The 13,978-nt window shown below is 47.4% G+C and carries 18 protein-coding genes; 16 read left to right on the top strand and 2 right to left on the bottom strand.

The features are described 5' to 3' along the window. Positions 1-44: 44 nt before the first annotated feature. Positions 45-638 (bottom strand): signal peptidase I, encoded by a 594-nt coding sequence (gene lepB / locus ACERC7_RS06035; RefSeq protein WP_373658867.1) that lies wholly within the window; start codon positions 636-638, stop codon positions 45-47. 7 nt (positions 639-645) lie between these two features. Continuing rightward, complete coding sequence (gene rnhC / locus ACERC7_RS06030) at positions 646-1,593, bottom strand: ribonuclease HIII (RefSeq protein ID WP_373666410.1); 948 nt, start codon at positions 1,591-1,593, stop codon at positions 646-648. Positions 1,594-2,256: 663 nt separating this feature from the next. Between rnhC and ACERC7_RS06025 the strand changes: the two genes are divergently transcribed. The 16 genes from ACERC7_RS06025 (at position 2,257) to ACERC7_RS05950 (ending at position 13,827) form a co-directional block, all read left to right on the top strand. Next, positions 2,257-3,711, top strand: a complete 1,455-nt coding sequence (locus tag ACERC7_RS06025) for an aminotransferase class I/II-fold pyridoxal phosphate-dependent enzyme (RefSeq protein WP_373660303.1) — start codon at positions 2,257-2,259, stop codon at positions 3,709-3,711. Between the two features lie 122 nt (positions 3,712-3,833). Continuing rightward, the gene (locus ACERC7_RS06020) at positions 3,834-4,253 is read left to right on the top strand and encodes a T6SS immunity protein Tdi1 domain-containing protein (protein WP_373658870.1); all 420 of its coding nucleotides are present in this window, start codon (positions 3,834-3,836) and stop codon (positions 4,251-4,253) included. 213 nt (positions 4,254-4,466) lie between these two features. Next, the gene (speE, locus tag ACERC7_RS06015; protein WP_373658871.1) at positions 4,467-5,327 is read left to right on the top strand and encodes a polyamine aminopropyltransferase; all 861 of its coding nucleotides are present in this window, start codon (positions 4,467-4,469) and stop codon (positions 5,325-5,327) included. Beyond that, a complete protein-coding gene (locus ACERC7_RS06010) occupies positions 5,324-6,583 on the top strand; it encodes a saccharopine dehydrogenase family protein (protein ID WP_373666409.1) in 1,260 nt (419 codons plus the stop codon). The genes speE and ACERC7_RS06010 overlap by 4 nt, the downstream gene beginning before the upstream one ends. Then, positions 6,583-7,710: a carboxynorspermidine decarboxylase gene (nspC, locus tag ACERC7_RS06005; RefSeq protein ID WP_373666408.1), complete on the top strand. Its 1,128-nt coding sequence runs from the start codon at positions 6,583-6,585 to the stop codon at positions 7,708-7,710. Before ACERC7_RS06010 ends, nspC begins: the two co-directional genes overlap by 1 nt. Before the next feature lie 40 nt (positions 7,711-7,750). Next, complete coding sequence (locus ACERC7_RS06000; RefSeq protein ID WP_373666407.1) at positions 7,751-7,963, top strand: DUF6572 domain-containing protein; 213 nt, start codon at positions 7,751-7,753, stop codon at positions 7,961-7,963. A 14-nt stretch (positions 7,964-7,977) separates the two neighbouring features. Then, positions 7,978-9,078 (top strand): agmatine deiminase, encoded by a 1,101-nt coding sequence (aguA, locus tag ACERC7_RS05995; RefSeq protein ID WP_373666406.1) that lies wholly within the window; start codon positions 7,978-7,980, stop codon positions 9,076-9,078. Next, a complete protein-coding gene (locus ACERC7_RS05990; RefSeq protein ID WP_373666405.1) occupies positions 9,071-9,436 on the top strand; it encodes a GNAT family N-acetyltransferase in 366 nt (121 codons plus the stop codon). Before aguA ends, ACERC7_RS05990 begins: the two co-directional genes overlap by 8 nt. An 18-nt stretch (positions 9,437-9,454) precedes the next feature. Further along, positions 9,455-10,330 (top strand): N-carbamoylputrescine amidase, encoded by an 876-nt coding sequence (aguB, locus tag ACERC7_RS05985; RefSeq protein WP_373660299.1) that lies wholly within the window; start codon positions 9,455-9,457, stop codon positions 10,328-10,330. A gap of 12 nt (positions 10,331-10,342) precedes the next feature. Then, positions 10,343-10,576: a GlsB/YeaQ/YmgE family stress response membrane protein gene (locus tag ACERC7_RS05980; RefSeq protein ID WP_373666404.1), complete on the top strand. Its 234-nt coding sequence runs from the start codon at positions 10,343-10,345 to the stop codon at positions 10,574-10,576. A 167-nt stretch (positions 10,577-10,743) separates the two neighbouring features. After that, complete coding sequence (locus ACERC7_RS05975) at positions 10,744-11,370, top strand: GntR family transcriptional regulator (protein ID WP_373660298.1); 627 nt, start codon at positions 10,744-10,746, stop codon at positions 11,368-11,370. Between the two features lie 350 nt (positions 11,371-11,720). Next, positions 11,721-12,293, top strand: coding sequence for an alkaline shock response membrane anchor protein AmaP (gene amaP / locus ACERC7_RS05970; RefSeq protein WP_373666403.1), 573 nt, complete (start codon positions 11,721-11,723; stop codon positions 12,291-12,293). 9 nt (positions 12,294-12,302) lie between these two features. Continuing rightward, positions 12,303-12,503: a DUF2273 domain-containing protein gene (locus tag ACERC7_RS05965; protein ID WP_373658882.1), complete on the top strand. Its 201-nt coding sequence runs from the start codon at positions 12,303-12,305 to the stop codon at positions 12,501-12,503. 14 nt (positions 12,504-12,517) lie between these two features. Continuing rightward, positions 12,518-13,042, top strand: coding sequence for an Asp23/Gls24 family envelope stress response protein (locus ACERC7_RS05960; protein ID WP_373658883.1), 525 nt, complete (start codon positions 12,518-12,520; stop codon positions 13,040-13,042). Positions 13,043-13,065: 23 nt separating this feature from the next. Beyond that, positions 13,066-13,257 carry a CsbD family protein gene (locus tag ACERC7_RS05955; RefSeq protein WP_018367743.1) on the top strand — a complete coding sequence of 64 codons (192 nt, stop codon included), beginning with the start codon at positions 13,066-13,068 and terminating at the stop codon, positions 13,255-13,257. 21 nt (positions 13,258-13,278) lie between these two features. Beyond that, positions 13,279-13,827 (top strand): Asp23/Gls24 family envelope stress response protein, encoded by a 549-nt coding sequence (locus ACERC7_RS05950; RefSeq protein ID WP_373658884.1) that lies wholly within the window; start codon positions 13,279-13,281, stop codon positions 13,825-13,827. Positions 13,828-13,978 lie beyond the last annotated feature (151 nt).

Here is a 13,978-nt window from a genome sequence, read left to right as displayed (position 1 = left end):
AGAAAATCAGATGATGGGGCTCATCATCTGACATTCTACTTACTCTAATCAATTGTCCCTAAACTGTTAAATGGCCAGAATCGGAACATCACTTCACCGATGATATTCTCCCGCTTAAAAGTGCCGACATGGCGACTGTCTTTTGAAACGATCCGATCGTCACCGATAAGGAAATACTCGCCTTCAGGTACAGTTACCGTAAAATCGGCATTGCCTGTAGCATCAGCAGTGAAACTCGGTGATGCGAGGGCTAACTCTTGAAAGAGTTTGCTGTAGGCATAGGTACTCTGTAGCTTGTCTCCTTGGAATTTTGCCATGAATTCAGCCAGATAGGGCTCGTTCGTCTCAATCCCGTTGATGGTTAAGACGTCGTTATGGTAGCTAATAGTGTCTCCAGGCATGCCAACAACGCGTTTGACGATTCGCTTGGTTTCGCCATTTGCTTCTTCTTGAGCAACAACAATATCAAAGCGATCAATCGGTGTGACCTTTAGGACGAAAAGGCGATCACCGTGGGCAAGGGTTGGATCCATGGAATGCCCATCAACTTGGACGTTGACAAAAATAAAGAGCCAAGCCAAGAGCATCAGGGTCATGGTGAGGATAAAGCTTCCCCATTCTTTTATAAAGTTTTTCATTGATAGTTCACCTTTTCTTTAACAAATCGTATGCTTTTTGTGTATTTTTGAAATGCCATTTGGCTACTTGTGTCAAGCCTTCCTGACCAAACCGAGCTAAAATCTGGCTGGCAATCTTGTCGGAAGCTGTGCCTGCGCCACTGGGCAACGTTAAGCCAATTTGTTGACTCAAGCTGTCCAGATTATCCAGAAACAGTTTGCGGGCGATGATTGAACTCACTGCCACAGCCAGATATTGACTTTCTGCTTTTTGAATGAGGCTGATGGGCTGGTGGAACTGGTTAACCTCCTGCTGCAGGTACTTGCGGTAGTTGTTCTCGCTGGTAAAAGCATCAATGACGATAGCTTCTGGCTCACTCACTTCCTGCAAGAGCAGGAAAATTGCCTGATTGTGGAGGGCGACCTTGACGGAGACGGCGTTATGCCTGAGCCCTTCACCGACCACTTGGTTGTATTTTTTCGGGGTCAATAGCAGAGCTTTGTGGGGGATTTTTTCTTCCAACAAGGGAGCGATTTGCCTGATTTTTTGGTCGGTCAGGGTCTTTGAGTCCCCAACACCCAGTTGCTTTAGCCAAGCATGATTACTAGGAGTGACGTAGCTAGCCACAACTGCTAGACCGCCAAAGTAAGACCCGTTCCCCACCTCGTCAGACCCAATCAAACTGAGCTGATTGCTGGGTTGACCAGTAGCGGTCGGTCTGGTTGAGCTGCTACTGGCTGAGTGTTTGCTTGAGGCCTGCTCAGCCATTTCCACAAAGCCCAAATCCGCTGCCACTGCCTGTGCCTGACTACCTTGAATAAGGAGTTTTCCTGAGGCGTAGAGGGTTAGAGTGCAGCCCTTGAGTTTAGCAACTGTCAGGGCGTGGGCGTTTTGATGAGCCACCGCGTAGGGGGTAAGGATGTGCTGTGCTGTTATTAGAGCCGTCGGTGCAAGCTCAAAAACCAGATGTGTCATGTTTCTATTGTATCATAAAGTTGCCTAGCTTGCTGGCTTGAAAATGATGATTTTAAAACTTTTTTTAGCGTTCGGGAATTGCTGATTTATAATTTTTTTAGTGACAGATTCTTGTTTTTTCACTCGAAACATGTTACACTAATCAAGACTAGAAGTTTAGCAGAAATGTTTTCTAGCAAATAATGCCCTTTATAAGCCGACGGACAGGCGGGGCAGTAGCCGAAGCGTGGTCGATGTGACCACATTATTGATTGAGGTCGAACGTCTGTTCACTGTCGAGCTAGTGCTTGAGCTCCTCATTTGAGTGTCACTCGTCGTTAAACTTTTTTGCCATACGCTCAGTATGGCAAAAAAGTTTACCTAGATTGATATCACATGAGCAGCTCATCTGACAAACTCGCCGATGTGACCATCCGTTCTAAAGCTCGATTTTATAAGTTGATGACTGACCTTGCTTCAGTCACTATAAGCAGCTGTGGGGGTAAGCCCACAATCATCTTGTGAAACGGTCAATAAAGTACGTGATATTTGCATTGAGAGTAGGAAACACTAGGCACATAAACTCAAGATAAAAACCAACGTCATAAACCCAATGGACAGGATGAGTGTATCCTGTTCTTTTTTTGTTTCACGCTATTCGCTTAACCTTGGAAAGGAGTTGTCATGACCCCATTAAATCAGAACCAAGCCCCCATTTATCAGGGGCTGGTTAATTTGCGCAAGAAGCGTATCGTTCCTTTTGACGTGCCAGGACACAAGCGTGGTCGCGGTAACCCAGAACTGGTGGAGCTCTTGGGGGAGAAGTGTGTTGGCATTGATGTCAACTCCATGAAGCCCTTGGATAATCTGGGTCACCCTGTTTCCATCATCCGTGAGGCTGAGGAGTTGGCTGCCGAGGCCTTTGGTGCGGCGCATGCCTTTCTCATGATTGGCGGCACGACCTCATCGGTGCAGAGCATGATTCTTGCCACCTGCAAGGCTGGCGACAAGATTATCTTGCCGCGCAACGTCCATAAGTCTGCCATCAACGCTCTGGTGCTCTGTGGCGCCATTCCCATCTATGTAGAGATGAGCGTCCAACCTCAGATTGGCATTGCCTTAGCTTTGGAGACCGACCGCTTGGCGGCGGCCATAGCAGAGCATCCTGATGCGGTTGCCGTGCTCGTCAACAACCCGACCTACTACGGCATTTGTTCAGATTTGAGAGCTTTGACGGAGCTGGCGCATGCGCATGGCATGACCGTCTTGGTTGATGAAGCTCACGGTGCTCATCTGGGCTTTACAGATCACCTGCCCTTGTCTGCTATGGAAGCAGGGGCTGATATGGCGGCTGTGTCCATGCACAAATCTGGCGGCAGCCTGACCCAATCGTCGCTCCTTTTGGTCGGTGAGGGTGTTAATGCGGAATACGTCCGCCAAATCATCAACCTAACCCAGTCGACCTCAGCTTCCTACTTGCTCCTGTCCAGTTTGGATATTTCCCGTCGTAATCTCGCCTTGCGTGGGCAGGCTTCCTTTGAGCGTGTGATTGAGATGGCGGAGTATGCCAGACGGGAGATTAACGCTATCGGTGGCTACTATGCCTATGGCAAGGAGTTGATTGATGGGGTGACTGTTCATGATTTTGACGTGACCAAGCTGTCCGTTTATACACAAGGTATCGGTCTGACAGGGATTGAGGTTTATGACCTGCTCCGAGATGAGTATGACATTCAGATTGAGTTTGGGGATATTGGCAATATTCTGGCTTACATTTCCATTGGTGATCGCCTGCAAGACATCGAGCGTCTGGTAGGGGCGTTAGCCGACATCAAGCGGCTGTATGCGCGGGATGGGAGCGACCTGATCGCTGGGGAATACATCCAGCCCCAGCTCGTGCTATCTCCCCAAGAAGCCTTCTACGCCAAGCGCAAGCGTCTTCCACTAGCGGCTGCTGTCGGCCAGGTCTGTGGTGAGTTTGTCATGTGCTACCCGCCAGGCATTCCCCTCCTTGCCCCAGGTGAGCGGGTGACCCAGGACATCGTGGACTACATCCAGTTTGCCAAGGAGCGCGGTTGCTCGCTCCAGGGAACCGAAGACCCTGATGTGGAGATGATTAATGTGATTGGGGAAGGGTGAAATAAATGCTCAAAGATTTTAGAAAAATATCAGATATGCCCACAGAGGTGATTGAAAAATATGGTCCTCAAGTACCCGAAGAACTCGTTTAAATGTGGAGAGGGCATAGATTAGGAACTTTTTTGAATGATTACCTCAAAATTATCAACCCAGATGACTATAAAGAATTTGTCAAGGAAACGTATTGTCGAGGTGAGTCGTCACTCCCAATTTTTATAACTGCGTTTGGAGACATCATTATTCTAGAAGAAAATAAATATTTGAGACTAATTCGATATAAAGAGGGTGATTTTGTATCTATTCCGGAAAATATGTATTACTTTTTAGAGGATTTAGAGGATGAAGAACTTTTAGAAGATTATTTCGAAATTCCTCTGTATGAAGAAGCGATTACTCGATTTGGTTCTCTGAGCTATGACCAGTGTTTTGGTTTTGTCCCCTTATTAGGATTGGGTGGCAAAAAACATGTCGATAATCTGGATAAGGTGAAAATTAGAGAACACCTGCATCTCATTGTTGAACTTGTGGGGGGCGTGTTCTAACTCTGAGTAGGCAGATGCTAAGGTCTGAGCTTGAAAAATATCAAGCGAAGATACTTGCTGTTACAAATAGAAAAAGTTTTAGAAAGGAACTGAACACGGGACTACTTTTCTAGGAAAAATGATAAATCTTTCCTTGATGCCAAGCATCAGCGTCAGATTTCCTATTTTTCTACGAAAAGTTTCGGCGAGCCGAACCGTCCCTTTGTATCTTATATGGAAATGTGGTTTTCTGAAATCCATACGCCGGATGCGAAGTTATCCATTCGTACGAGTCAGCAGCTTTATGCTGGTCAGAGCGAGTTTCAGGACATTGCGGTGTTGGATTCTCCTGCTTTCGGGCGGATTTTGACCTTGAATGGTAAGATTTTGTTTTCGGATGCAGATGATTTTGTTTACAATGAAATGGTGGCCCATGTGCCCATGGCTGTCCATCCCAATCCTAAGAAAATCTTGATTTTGGGTGGGGGTGATGGTGGTGTGGCTCAGGTACTTAGCCTCTATCCTGATATTGAAGCCATTGATGTGGTTGAACCTGACGAGATGTTGGTTGAGGTGTGTCGGGAGTATTTTCCTGACTATGCCAAGGGGCTGGATGACCCACGGGTGTCGGTCTACTTGCAGGATGGACTACGGTTCTTACGCAACTGCGAGAATGAGTACGACATCATCATCAACGACGCGACCGATCCCTTTGGGCACACGGAAGGGCTCTTTACCAAGGAGTTTTATGGCAATAGCTTCCGCGCCCTCAAGGATGACGGGATTATGATTTACCAGCATGGGAGCCCATTTTTTGACGAGGATGAATCGGCCTGCCGCAGCATGCACCGTAAGGCGACTCAGTCCTTCCCCATCAGTCGGGTTTATCAAGCCCATATCCCGACCAGTCCAGCGGGTTACTGGCTCTTTGGCTTTGCGTCCAAGGTCTATCACCCTGTCCATGATTTTGACAAGGAGCGCTGGAAATCGCGCCAGCTTTTTACCGAATATTATGCGGCTAATCTGCACGTGGGTGCCTTTATGTTGCCCCGCTATGTGGAAGATATTTTAGAAGAAGAGGAGAATAAAAAATGAGTCGTTTGTTAGTTATTGGTTGTGGGGGTGTTGCCCAAGTGGCCATCAATAAAATCTGTCAAGCTGAGGACACCTTTACCGAGATTACGATTGCCAGTCGCACCAAATCCAAGTGTGATGACCTCAAGGAGAAACTGGCAGGTAAGACCAACGTTAAAATTGAAACCGCCAGTCTGGATGCGGACAAGGTGGACGAAGTGATTGCCCTGATTGAGAGTTACCAGCCTAAGGCTGTCCTCAACGTTGCCCTGCCTTATCAGGATTTGACCATTATGGATGCCTGCTTGGCGACGGGGGTTCACTACATCGACACCGCTAACTACGAGGCGGAGAACACCGAAGACCCTGAGTGGCGGGCGATTTATGAAAAGCGTTGCGAGGAAGAGGGCTTCACGGCCTACTTTGACTACTCGTGGCAGTGGGCTTATCAGGACAAATTCAAGGAAGCTGGCTTGACGGCACTTCTTGGTTCTGGCTTTGATCCTGGGGTGACCAGCGTGTTCACCGCTTACGCCCTCAAGCACTATTTTGATGAAATTCATTACATCGACATCTTGGACTGCAATGGCGGTGACCATGGTTATCCCTTTGCTACCAACTTTAACCCTGAAATCAACCTGCGTGAAGTGTCAGCTCCAGGCTCCTACTGGGAAAACGGCAAGTGGGTGGAAGTGGAAGCCATGTCCATCAAACGCGAATACGACTTCCCAGAAGTTGGGCTCAAGGACATGTACCTGCTCCACCACGAGGAAATCGAGTCACTGGCGCGCTTTATCCCAAATGTCAAACGCATTCGCTTCTTTATGACCTTTGGGCAGTCTTACCTGACCCACATGAAATGTTTGGAAAATGTTGGCCTGCTTCGCACCGACACCATCAATTTTAACGGTCAGGAGATTGTGCCTATCCAGTTCCTCAAGGCTCTCTTGCCTGACCCAGCCAGCCTTGGTCCTCGGACAGTTGGGAAGACCAACATCGGTTGTATCTTTACAGGCATCAAGGACGGGGTGGAGAAGACCATCTACATCTACAATGTCTGTGACCACCAAGAGTGCTACAAGGAAGTTGGTTCTCAGGCCATTTCTTACACGACTGGGGTGCCTGCCATGATTGGAACCAAATTGGTCATGGACGGGACTTGGCAGCAGCCTGGGGTCTTCAACCTAGAACAGTTGGATCCAGATCCGTTTATGGACTTGCTCAACCAGTATGGTCTGCCGTGGGTGGTTGTTGAAAATCCGAAAGTGGTTGACTAATGAAAATTGAGCAAATTCCCACCCCTGCCTATATTGTTGACCTGAAAAAACTCAAAGCCAATGCTCTGCTATTGTCCCAAATCCAAGAGGAGACGGGCTGTAAAATCCTGCTGGCGCAGAAGGCCTACTCGCTCTATGCTACCTACCCCCTGCTGGCTCAGTATCTGGCGGGGACGACGGCTAGTGGGCTCTATGAGGCACGCTTGGGGCGCGAGGAGTTCGCGGGCGAGGCGCATGTTTTTGCCCCTGCCTTTAAGGACAGCGAGATTGATGAGCTGCTGTCGGTATCTGACCATATCGTCTTTAACTCGGAGCGGCAGCTGCGTAAGCACTACGCTAAGGCGCGTGCGGCTGGGGTTTCCATCGGGCTTCGGATTAACCCAGAGTGTTCGACCCAAGATGATCAGGCCCTCTACGACCCCTGTGCCTTTGGCTCTCGCTTTGGGGTGACGCTGGACAAGTTCAGCCCTGACCTGATTGAGTTGGTGGATGGGCTACATTTCCACACCCTTTGCGAGCAAAATTCGGACGATCTGGCAACGACCTTGCAGGCGGTGGAGGCTAAGTTCGGTGCTTATCTCCATCAGGTCAAATGGGTGAACTTTGGCGGTGGTCACCACATCACCCGTGAAGACTACGATCTTGACCTGCTCAAGTCCTGCATTCGCCATATTCAGGAGACCTATGGTGTCGAGGTGTATTTAGAGCCTGGTGAAGCGGTGGCGCTTCAGGCAGGCTATTTGGCGACAGAGGTGTTGGACATTGTGGAAAACGGCATCGAGACCTTGGTGCTGGACGCCTCTGCCACCTGCCATATGCCTGACGTGTTGGAAATGCCTTATCGCCCACCCCTGCGTGGCGGTGAGCAGCCCAACGTCAAGGCCCACACCTACCGCTTGTCTTCCAACACCTGCTTGACAGGGGACATCATTGGGGATTACTCCTTTGATGCGCCTGTCGCCATCGGCGACCGCCTCTACTTTGAGGATATGGCCATCTATTCCTTTGTCAAGAACAACACCTTCAACGGCATCGGTCTACCTAGCCTCTACACTATGGACAAGGACGGTGACTGCCAGCTGGTCAAAGCCTTTGGCTACGAAGACTTTAAGATGCGGTTGGGGTAGAAATAGGAGCCAACCATGACACTCGACGAACACGATAAAATTGACGGCATGGGCATTGCTGACGATAACCCTGTCTTTCATCGCATCAGGTCAATTCAAAGAAACTTACCCTGATCATGCTATTCAGGCGATTAGCTTGTTGGTTTATGCCAAAGAAACGGTGCCACAAGAAGGACTGGACTTTTTAGGCAGGGTTAATCAACAACTGCAAGCCTTCCCTGACTACCAATTCAGTATTCAATTATATTCTTAACTAAGGGAGACCCCATGAGCACACCTAAAACCCTAGGCTATCGCATGCCTGCCGAGTATGAGACCCACCAAGGGACGCTCATGATTTGGCCCATCCGCCCTGGCTCCTGGCCTTACAATGGTCAGGCTGCCAAGGCGACCTTTACCCAGATTATCCGCCAGCTGGCGACCGAGGAGACCGTCTACCTACTTGTGGACGCCCAGCATCTGTCTGAGGCCAGAGCTGCCTTGGGCGATGCCGTGACCTATTTGGATCTGCCGACCAACGACGCTTGGGCGCGGGACACAGGTCCGACGGTTTTGGTCAATGGCCGAGCAGATTTGCTGGCTGTCGACTGGAGCTTTAATGCTTGGGGAGGGGCTGTTGACGGGCTTTATCAGGACTATGCGGACGATGACTTGCTGACCAGTCGTTTTGCGGACGCCTTGGGTCTGCCTGTCTACTTCGCCAAGCCCTTCGTCCTTGAAGGCGGTGCGATTCACAGCGACGGTGAGGGAACGATTCTCGTCACCGAGAGTTGCTTACTCAGCCCAGGACGAAACCCTCACCTGACAAAAGAGCAAATCGAACAACAGCTTCTGACTTATCTAGGTGCGGACAAGGTCATCTGGTTGCCAAACGGCATTTACCAAGACGAGACCAATGAGCATGTTGACAACATCTGTGCCTTTGTCGGATCAGCAGAGCTGGTGCTGGCCTGGACAGATGATGAGACTGACCCTCAGTACGCTTTGTCCAAAGCCAACTGGGACTACCTTCAAACCGTGACCGATGCCAAGGGCAGACCATTCACCGTGCACAAGCTCCTTATCCCCAAGGAAGCGGTCTGTGTCAAAGAAGATGACCTAGCAGGCTATGTCTACGAGGAAGGCGAGCAGGAGCGACTGGCAGGGGAGCGACTGGCTGCCAGCTATGTTAATTTCTATATCAGCAACCAGTCCATTTTTCTGCCCGTTTTTGATGACCCTCATGACCAGTTGGCGATCGACTTATTGGCTCAGCTATTTCCCACACGAACCATCCGACCGATCCCTGCCAGAAGCCTGCTCCTCGGTGGTGGCAACATCCACTGCCTGACCCAGCAGATTCCTGCTGGTGGAAGTGTCGATGATTAGGGTGAGACGTGGAGAACCTGCTGATGCAGTAGCTCTTTCAGCGTTGTACCAGCAAGAGGGTTGGTTGACCTTTAAGGATAAGGTCAATCAACTGATGGCTCATTCCGCCTATCTGGTGCTTGTTGCCGATGAGACCGTGATTGGTTTTGTTCGTTATTTGACCGATCAGCTGGTCACAACCTTTGTTTGTGAATGCCTCGTGTCTGAAACTTATCGGGGTAAGGGTTACGGCAGTCTTTTACTTGATGAGTTGCAAGCAGCTTATCTAACAACAAGATTAGAGCTAATTTCCCAAGCAGACAGCTTTTATGACAATAATAGATTTAGAGCGGTTGGCACAGGTTTTCGCCGACCGTGATTAGAGAGAAGGACCCCCATGAGAAACGTAACCGTTGCTGCTATTCAGATGCAGTGCCAAGAAGCGGTAGCAGCTAACCTAGCCACTGCCGAGCGTCTGGTGCGTCAGGCTGCCAGCCAAGGCGCCCAGATTATCCTCTTGCCAGAGCTCTTTGAGCGCCCGTATTTCTGTCAAGAGCGTCAGTATGATTTTTATGATTATGCCAAGTCCGTTGAGGACAACGATGCCATTCAGCATTTCAAGCCTATTGCTCGTGAGTTGGGTGTGGTTTTGCCCATCAGTTTCTATGAAAAAGATGGCAATTCCCTTTACAACTCTGTCGCCGTGATTGATGCAGACGGAGAGGTTCTGGGGGTTTACCGCAAGACCCATATCCCAGATGACCACTACTACCAGGAGAAATTTTACTTCACGCCAGGTAACACAGGCTTCAAGGTCTGGGAGACCAAATACGCCAAGATTGGCATCGGCATTTGTTGGGATCAGTGGTTCCCAGAAACGGCTCGTTGCTTGGCCTTGAATGGGGCGGAGCTCCTCTTTTACCCGACGGCTATTGGCTCTGAACCTATTTTAGGAACAGATAGCACAGGGCACTGGAAGCGCGCCATGCAGGGACACGCTGCAGCCAATATCCTGCCAGTCATCGCTGCCAACCGCGTCGGTCTGGAGGAAGTCCTCCCTCAGGAGGCCAACGGCGGACAGAGTTCCCAGCTTAATTTCTACGGCACTTCCTTTTTGACTGATGAGACAGGCGACCTGCTCCAAGAAGCCGATAAGACTAGCGAGATGGTTCTCTTAGCGACCTATGACTTGGACAAGGGGCGCCGTGAGCGTCTGGACTGGGGGCTTTTCCGTGACCGCAGACCACACATGTACACACGCATTGCAGAATAGGAGAAATAAGATATGATTTGGAAACTGCTTGTTGGGGCTTTGATTGGCTTTATTGGTGGCGCTTTGACGAAAAAAGGAGGACAGGGTTGTCTTGCTAATATCTTAGCTGGTATCGCAGGGTCTTATGTTGGTCATGCTTTGCTGGGTGACTGGGGGCCATCTTTGGCTGGAATGGCACTGGTGCCTTCTATTATCGGAGCGGCTTTAGTCACTATTGTTGTGGCGCATTTTCTTGGTCGCGATTAAAAATTTGCCTAGTGATTAGGATAGGAAGTGGTCACTTTGGGTCTAGTCAGATAGCTGAGAGGCAGCTCTGCTATGTTAGAAAGAATAACCTTGTAAAGTAAAGCGATACCATTTTTATCGAAAGTATGCTATAATGGTTATAAAGATAAAGAGGAGGACGTGGAGTTATGCCTAAAGTTGAAAACATTGTGACCTCAAAATACCAAAAGGTTGCCCTTGAAATCGCAGGGCGCATCGCCGATGGCAAGTATCAAGTCGGTGATAAACTCAAGTCACGTTCGACCATTGCGAGCAACTTTGGCGTCTCTCCTGAAACGGCTAGAAAAGCCATCAATGTTTTAGTCGACCTCGGCATTTTGGAGGTCCGTCAGGGCAGTGGGTCAACGGTTATTTCTCAGGAAAAGGCAGAAGAGTTCATCACTCAGTTTGATTCTGAAAATAATATTAAGACCCTGTCCAAGGACATTATTGCGACCATCAATTACCAGAAAAAGGCCATGGATAGTATGAAACAGATGATTCATGCCTTTATGAATCAGACTTCTTTGGCAAAAAAACACTACCCGTTTCGTCCTTATGAACTAACAGTTACAGGAACGAGTAAGCTTGGGCAAAGTCTGGCAGATCTTAATCTTTGGCATCAGACAGGAGCGACCATTATTGCGATTCAGCATGAGGAGAACCTCATCTTATCGCCTGGGCCTTATGAAACGATTCAGGCTGAGGATATTCTCTATGTGGTTGGTGATGACCAGGTTTTAGCTAGAGTTGATACCTTTTTCAACCAAGATTAGACAGGGGAAAGTGCTTGTTAAGTGTTGAAAAATTTACAGTGAATAACACGTCTATTTTCCCTTGTTTTCAAGCAAGGGAAATTTTTTTGTGAAAAAGCGATAAAAAACGCTTGCAATTTAGTTTCATTTATGGTAAACTGACAATATAAAGATGTATAGAGGTATACAACTTTGTGTGGTCACTTTGCTTTGTCAAAATGAACGGACAAGCAAAAAAGACCTTAATTAAGATGTTTCTAAGAAAACGGGGAATTCCTTGGGGTGTGTTCATTACCTCGCGTTCTAGCCATCTATCAAACGTTCTGCCTATCCCTTATATAGCAGTCGTTACACAAAAAATAGGAGGAAAGATGTCAAAACTTACCAAACTGATAAGCGTTGTACTTGGTATTGTGTTGTTGACGCTCTTGTTGCCACTGTTGGTAACGAGTGCCCTCGATGCAAATGTGCCACCACAGCTGCTAGCTTTGAGAGACTTGTCGGGCATTCAATTCCCTTTTAGACAACTCATTGCGACCTATACGTTTTGGGCTGCTTTATCCCTCATTATCGTGATTTTAATCGGTATTTTAGTGATTATTATCTTCCCGCGTTTGCAAACAGAGTTACCACTCGCTAAAAAAGATGGTCAATTAGTGCTGAGCAGGTCAGCCATCGACGGTCTGGTCAAATCTGTTGTGCAGGAGCATGGCTTGATGAAAGACTTTGTGGTTAAGACCAAGCTTTACAAACGTCGTTTTAAGGTTAAGGTTACAGGTGATGTCGTTCCCAAATATGACGTCGTCAACCGCACTAATCGCTTAAAATCAGCTATTGAACGAACCTTGCGTGATTTTATCGGTGTGGAACAGCCGATTGACCTAACTGTTGTTGTCAAACAAGTTGATAAAACAGGATCAAGCAAGCAGAGTCGTGTGATTTAAGGAGGTTTTATGGATTTTATTCGTGAGTACAAATATGCTATCACTGGAGCTATCATCGCGCTCCTGCTGATGCTGATTATCCTCAGCTTCGGATTTTTCAAAACCCTCTTGTTGGTGATGATTGTAGCACTAGGTGCGATTATCGGTCACCAGTTTAAGGACACTGGTATTTTAGAGAAATACCTCATCAAATTAAGAAATAAATTATAAAAGGAGATGGACGGATGACAACTACCGTAACCCCTGTAACCCCAGTTGCTTTAGCTGGTGAGTTAACTTATGAAAATAAAGTTATCGAAAAAATCGTTGGTTATGCCTTGGAACATATTGATGGTCTCTTAGCCATTGACGGTGGCTTCTTTGCCAATTTGAAAAACAAGGTTGTTTCAACTGACAATGTCACAGACGGCATCAATGTTGAGGTTGGTACCAAGCAAGTCGCTGTTGATTTGAAGGTGATTGTTGAATACCAAAAACACGTTGGGACAATTTTTGAAAACATCAAGCGCGTTATTGTCGAAGAAGTTGGCAAAATGACAGACCTTGAAGTGGTTGAAGTCAATGTAACCGTTGTTGACATTAAGACAAGAGCCCAGCACGAAGCTGATTCCATTACTGTTCAGGATCGTCTAGAAAACGCCGCAAGTACGACCGGAGAATTTGCGAGCAAGCAAGCTGATTATGTCAAGTCAGCTGTATCTGGCACAGTAACTACAATTAAAGAGAACACAGAACCACGTGTGGTTTAATAAAAATAGAGAGGTTTATCATCATGACACAAGAAAAATTTGACGCAAAACTAGACCAAGTTGCAGGCGGTATTAAAGAGGCTGCTGGTAAAGTCACAGGAGACAAACAGTTAGAGGCTGAAGGAACGGCTGAAAAACTTGGTGGAAAAATCAAGGAAGGCATTGAAGATGCCAAAGCAACTGTTAAAGGGGCTATTGATAGCCTCCTAAAATAAAGGCAAACAAAGGAGAAATAGATGACAAATCAAGCAAATAAACCAGCAGAAACTACTGTAGTAAAACCAATTAAAACAAGTTTGACCTATGAAAACAAGGTGATTGAGAAGATTGTTGGTCATGCTTTAGAAACCGTTGATGGCTTGTTGGCTGTTAGTGGAGGCTTCTTCACTGACTTAAAAAACAAGACCTTCAACGCTGAAAAGGTCACTGATGGTGTCAATGTTGAAGTTGGTACAAAAGAAGTTGCGGTTGACCTTGACATTATTGTTGAATACCAAAAAGATATTCCTGCCATCGCGGAACAAATCAAGGAAGTTGTTAGCCGTGAAGTGGAACGGATGACCAAGTTAGTCTTGGTTGAGCTTAATGTTAACGTTGTTGATGTTAAGACACGTGCTGAACATGTTGCCGATTCAATCACCGCACAAGACAGGGTTGAATATGCGGCACAGTCAGCAAGTGACTTTGCATCTGAACAAGCAGAGAAAGCTCGTGTGGCCTTCTCAAATGGTATTGATACCGCCAAAGAAACAATCAGTGACGCGACAGAAGCTCGTGTAAACTAATGTTTAAGAGTTAAGAAAGAGAAAAGATGAATCGGTTACACTAAACTAGACAGAATTTATAAAGTGTTCTACACTAAAGAAAACAGGAGAACTCTATGTCTAGAAAAATCCGTCGTCAATTTAGTGATGACTTTAAGCAACAAATTGTTGA

Source organism: Streptococcus sp. E17BB (assembly GCF_041807725.1).
In the GTDB taxonomy this organism is placed as follows: domain Bacteria; phylum Bacillota; class Bacilli; order Lactobacillales; family Streptococcaceae; genus Streptococcus; species Streptococcus entericus.
The sequence above is the reverse complement of the archived record's forward strand: the minus strand, read 5'-3'. Positions and strand labels throughout refer to the sequence as shown.

Bases quoted from the DNA above. Each gene is read 5' to 3' on its own strand.
- lepB (WP_373658867.1), bottom strand. From the start codon at position 638: ATGAAAAACTTTATAAAAGAATGGGGAAGCTTTATCCTCACCATGACC.
- rnhC (WP_373666410.1), bottom strand. From the start codon at position 1,593: ATGACACATCTGGTTTTTGAGCTTGCACCGACGGCTCTAATAACAGCA.
- ACERC7_RS06025 (WP_373660303.1), top strand. From the start codon at position 2,257: ATGACCCCATTAAATCAGAACCAAGCCCCCATTTATCAGGGGCTGGTT.
- speE (WP_373658871.1), top strand. From the start codon at position 4,467: ATGGAAATGTGGTTTTCTGAAATCCATACGCCGGATGCGAAGTTATCC.
- ACERC7_RS06010 (WP_373666409.1), top strand. From the start codon at position 5,324: ATGAGTCGTTTGTTAGTTATTGGTTGTGGGGGTGTTGCCCAAGTGGCC.
- nspC (WP_373666408.1), top strand. From the start codon at position 6,583: ATGAAAATTGAGCAAATTCCCACCCCTGCCTATATTGTTGACCTGAAA.
- aguA (WP_373666406.1), top strand. From the start codon at position 7,978: ATGAGCACACCTAAAACCCTAGGCTATCGCATGCCTGCCGAGTATGAG.
- ACERC7_RS05990 (WP_373666405.1), top strand. From the start codon at position 9,071: ATGATTAGGGTGAGACGTGGAGAACCTGCTGATGCAGTAGCTCTTTCA.
- aguB (WP_373660299.1), top strand. From the start codon at position 9,455: ATGAGAAACGTAACCGTTGCTGCTATTCAGATGCAGTGCCAAGAAGCG.
- ACERC7_RS05980 (WP_373666404.1), top strand. From the start codon at position 10,343: ATGATTTGGAAACTGCTTGTTGGGGCTTTGATTGGCTTTATTGGTGGC.
- ACERC7_RS05975 (WP_373660298.1), top strand. From the start codon at position 10,744: ATGCCTAAAGTTGAAAACATTGTGACCTCAAAATACCAAAAGGTTGCC.
- amaP (WP_373666403.1), top strand. From the start codon at position 11,721: ATGTCAAAACTTACCAAACTGATAAGCGTTGTACTTGGTATTGTGTTG.
- ACERC7_RS05965 (WP_373658882.1), top strand. From the start codon at position 12,303: ATGGATTTTATTCGTGAGTACAAATATGCTATCACTGGAGCTATCATC.
- ACERC7_RS05960 (WP_373658883.1), top strand. From the start codon at position 12,518: ATGACAACTACCGTAACCCCTGTAACCCCAGTTGCTTTAGCTGGTGAG.
- ACERC7_RS05955 (WP_018367743.1), top strand. From the start codon at position 13,066: ATGACACAAGAAAAATTTGACGCAAAACTAGACCAAGTTGCAGGCGGT.
- ACERC7_RS05950 (WP_373658884.1), top strand. From the start codon at position 13,279: ATGACAAATCAAGCAAATAAACCAGCAGAAACTACTGTAGTAAAACCA.